Annotated in this window: 5 protein-coding genes; all 5 read left to right on the forward strand. The window is 76.2% G+C overall.

All coding sequences use genetic code 11. From position 1 onward, the window contains the following. The first annotated feature begins 8 nt into the window (after nucleotides 1-8). Nucleotides 9-119, forward strand: a complete 111-nt coding sequence (locus NWP09_RS13545) for a DUF2382 domain-containing protein (protein ID WP_369010425.1) — start codon at nucleotides 9-11, stop codon at nucleotides 117-119. 225 nt (nucleotides 120-344) lie between these two features. After that, entirely contained in the window at nucleotides 345-1,442 is a 1,098-nt protein-coding gene (locus tag NWP09_RS12200; protein WP_258275773.1) for a Glu/Leu/Phe/Val dehydrogenase dimerization domain-containing protein, read from the forward strand. 132 nt (nucleotides 1,443-1,574) lie between these two features. Next, the gene (locus tag NWP09_RS12205) at nucleotides 1,575-1,772 is read left to right on the forward strand and encodes a hypothetical protein (RefSeq protein ID WP_258275774.1); all 198 of its coding nucleotides are present in this window, start codon (nucleotides 1,575-1,577) and stop codon (nucleotides 1,770-1,772) included. A 201-nt stretch (nucleotides 1,773-1,973) separates the two neighbouring features. Continuing rightward, nucleotides 1,974-2,762, forward strand: a complete 789-nt coding sequence (locus tag NWP09_RS12210) for an alpha/beta fold hydrolase (RefSeq protein ID WP_258275775.1) — start codon at nucleotides 1,974-1,976, stop codon at nucleotides 2,760-2,762. Nucleotides 2,763-2,845: 83 nt separating this feature from the next. After that, a partial coding sequence (locus tag NWP09_RS12215; protein WP_258275776.1) for a DMT family transporter occupies nucleotides 2,846-3,731 on the forward strand: 886 nt, incomplete at its 3' end.

The raw sequence follows: 3,731 nt of genomic DNA on the forward strand, positions 1-3,731 counted from the left end.
GGCCCCGCCTGCGCCGCCGCATCGTCACCGAGATGCAGACGATCCAGGTGCCCGTGCAGCGCGAGGAGATCGTCGTCGAGGACGACGGCGTCGACATCGTCGACGACGACCGGCGCTGACCTGAGCGCTCGAACCGGCGCCCCGTGCGGGGTGCCGGCTCGAGCGCGTCGGTCGCCCCGACCACTCAGCGGTCGCGCGGGCGGTGCCGTTTGCGCACCGCGCGCAACCGCGTCGTGCTCACTTGCGCGCGCCGCGCATCCGCACCATCATGCTGGGAGCCGCGCGATCCGCGGCGACCACCCACGGCGCCACGACGGCGCCGGCACTCAATGAGGAGAGCCGCCATGAGCGCAATCCCTGAGTTCACGCACGAGCGCGTCCTGACCTCCATGGGCGCCCGCAGCGGACTCGTCATCACCGTCGCACTCCACTCGAGCGTGCTCGGCCCAGCACTGGGCGGCTGCCGGATGTGGACCTACCCGACCTGGGCCGACGGCCAGGCCGACGCCCTGCGGCTCTCCGCGGCGATGACGCTGAAGAACGCCGCTGCCGGCCTCGACGCCGGCGGCGGGAAGTCGGTCATCGCGCTCCCGATGGGCACGACGCTCGACGCCGCTCGCCGCCGCGCCGCCCTGCTCGACCTCGGCGACCTCGTGGAGGCGCTCGACGGCCGCTACCGCACCGCGGAGGACGTCGGCACCACCGAGCACGACATGCTCGTCGTGCGCGAGCGCACCGAGCACGTCGTCGGCCTCCCCGCCGAGAGCGGCGGCGCGGGCGAGCCCGCGGGCGCGACGGCGCTCGGCGTGTTCTCGGCGATCGCGCCGACGCTCGAGGAGGCGTTCGGCTCGGGCGAGATCGAGGGGCGCTCGTTCGTGATCTCGGGCCTCGGCCAGGTCGGGAGCCGCCTCGCGCGCATGCTCGCCGGTCACGGCGCACGCCTCATCGTCACCGACATCGACGGCCGGAAGCGGGAGCTCGCGGATGAGCTCGGCGCGCAGTGGATCTCGCCGGAGGCCGCCCTCACCACCCCGGCCGACGTGCTCGTGCCGGCCGGGCTCGGCGGCATCCTCACCGACCAGGCGATCGACGCGCTGCCCGTGCGCGCCGTCGTCGGGCCCGCGAACAATCCGCTCGACGACCACTCCGGAGCCGAGCGCCTCATGCAGCGCGGCATCGTCTACGCGCCCGACTTCGTCGTGAACGCCGGCGGCGTCATCCACCTCGAGGGGATGGCGCACGGGCAGGAGTGGCCCGCGATCGCGGAGCGCCTCACCGGCATCGGCGACACGGTCCGGGGCGTGCTCGCGAGCGCGCGCGAGCGCGGGATCACGCCGCTCGCTGCGGCCGAGTCGCTCGCCGCCGCGCGCATCGACGCCGCTCGCGCCCACGGCTCGAGCAGCGGTGCCGCGGAGCGCGTGCGCACCGCCGTCGGCGTCTGAGCCGCCGGCTCGCGTGCCGACCGGGCGAGCGCAGCGGCGCGGCGGCGCGCGGTCGGCATGGCGCGCCCGCAGCCTGACCGCGTACGGTCGGGCTTGCGCGGCACCGCTGCCGCGCGGATGGAGGAGCCGATCATGTCCGACGAGCAGCCGCACGCCCCCGGCGAGCAGGACCCCGCGCAGCGCACGAGCCGCACCCCCGACGAGCCCGTCGTCGACGAGGGGCTCGACGGCGCGGGCTCGGGCACGCGCGAGCCCGACCCGGAGCTCGGCGAGAGCATCCAGGAGAATCCCGCCGAGGGCTACGACCCCGACGCGCCGCGCGGCGCCTGACCTGCGCCCGTGCGCAGCCGGCGCCCTGCTCGGGCGCCGGCTGCGGCGCGATCGCCGACCGCGTGCAGCCCGCCTTCCCAGAGGCGCCGCACGTCCCGACCCCGTCCCACAGCCCGCGCGTCGAACGCCGCGCCTCGCCACGTCCCCCGACGGGCTCCGCCCCACGGAGCCCGAACGGCTCGATCCCCGGAGCACCCCAGCATGACCGCATTCCCCGAAGTCCACCGACCGGAGGTCCCCGGCCGGCATCGCCCCGTCGTGCTGCTGCACGGCGGGAACGTCGCGAACTGGATGTGGGAGCCGCAGCTGGTCGCCGTGCGCGACCGGCTCGCCCTCACGCCGCACCTCCCCGGGTTCGGCGCACGCGTCGACGAGGACTGGCCCGGGCTGCCGGGCGCGGCCGACGACATCGCCGCGCGCATCCGCATGCTCGGCGCCGAGGGCCCGGTCGACGTCGTCGGGCTCTCGCTCGGCGGAGTCCTCGCGCTCCACCTCGCCGCGCGCCACCCGGAGCTCGTCGCGTCGGTGCTCACGAGCGGCGCGGCCGTGACGCCCGTCGGCGGCGCCGCGCGGGCGACCTCGGCGCTGCAGCTCGCACTCTGGAACCAGCGGTGGTTCTGGCGCGGCCAGGCGCTCGCGTTCGGCCTGCCGAAGGACTCCCACGAGCTCTACGTCGAGCACGGTGTCTCGGTGCGCCGGAGCACCGCGAAGGCGATGCTCGACGAGGTCTACGCGGGAGGCATCCCCGACGGCCTCGCCGACTACCGGGGGCGGATGCTGCTGGTCGCGGGCGAGCTCGAGCCGGCGGTCATGGCGGAGTCGCTCGACGCGCTGCGCGACGCCGTCCCGCACGCGCAGACGCGCACCGCGCCGGGCATGCACCACGTGTGGAACGTCGAGGACGTGCGCCACTTCAACGCGATGCTGCGCGACTGGCTGCGCGGCGGCGTGCACAACTGGCTGCTCGAGCCGATGCAGGTGCTGCTCTGAGCGGAGCCCTGCTGGCGGGATCTTGCGCGCCCGCGACGGTGCTGCGGCTCGTGCGCCGCCTCCGTCGCGCGTAGGTTCGGCCCATGGCCTCCCCCGCGCGCGAGCGCATCCTCCTCCCCGCCGCGATCGCGCTCGCGCTGCTCGCGTGGGCGTCCGCGTTCCTCGTCATCCGCGCGGTCGCCGACGACTTCGCGCCCGGCCCGCTCACGCTCGGCCGCCTCGCCGTGGCCGTCGCCGTGCTGGGCGCGGTGCAGCTCGCGCGCGGCGGCTGGGTGCGGCCCACGCGTCGCGAGTGGGTGCTGCTGGGGGCGTTCGGCCTCTCCTGGTTCCTCGTCTACAACCTCGCGCTCAACGCGGCCGAGCACGAGCTCGATCCCGGCACGGCGGCCCTGCTCGTCAACGTCGCGCCGCTCATCGTCGCGCTCGTCGCGGGCGCTCTGCTGGGCGAGGGCTTCCCGCGCTGGCTCATCGTGGGCGCCGGGGTCGCGTTCGCCGGCGTCGCGCTCATCGGGGCGGCGACGGCCACGGGGTCGCTGAGCCTCGCGGGCGTGCTGCTCGCGCTGCTCGCCGCCGTGACCTACGCGATCGCCGTGCTGCTGCAGAAGCCGCTGCTGCGCCGGCTGCCCGGCCTGCAGGTGACGTTCATCGGCGTCGCGATCGGCACGCTGGGCAGCGTGCCGTGGGTCGGCGAGCTCGCCGCGCAGCTCGCGACCGCTCCCCCGGCGGCCACGGCCGGCGTCGTCTACCTCGGCGTGGTGCCGACCGCGCTCGCCTTCCTCGCGTGGGCGTACGCGCTCGGCCGGATGAGCGCGGGGCGGCTCGTGACGACCTCCTACCTCGTGCCGGTCATCGCGACGGCCGCGGCGTGGCCGCTCCTCGGCGAGGTCCCGCCGCCGCTCGCGCTCGTCGGCGGGCTCGTGTGCCTCGCCGGGGTCGCGCTCACGCGCGTGCGAGGCCGTTCCCCCCGCC

Origin of the sequence: Agrococcus sp. HG114, assembly GCF_024723325.1 — a bacterium.
Classification (GTDB): Bacteria; Actinomycetota; Actinomycetes; order Actinomycetales; family Microbacteriaceae; genus Agrococcus.

Bases quoted from the DNA above. Each gene is read 5' to 3' on its own strand.
- NWP09_RS12200 (WP_258275773.1), top strand. From the start codon at position 345: ATGAGCGCAATCCCTGAGTTCACGCACGAGCGCGTCCTGACCTCCATG.
- NWP09_RS12205 (WP_258275774.1), top strand. From the start codon at position 1,575: ATGTCCGACGAGCAGCCGCACGCCCCCGGCGAGCAGGACCCCGCGCAG.
- NWP09_RS12210 (WP_258275775.1), top strand. From the start codon at position 1,974: ATGACCGCATTCCCCGAAGTCCACCGACCGGAGGTCCCCGGCCGGCAT.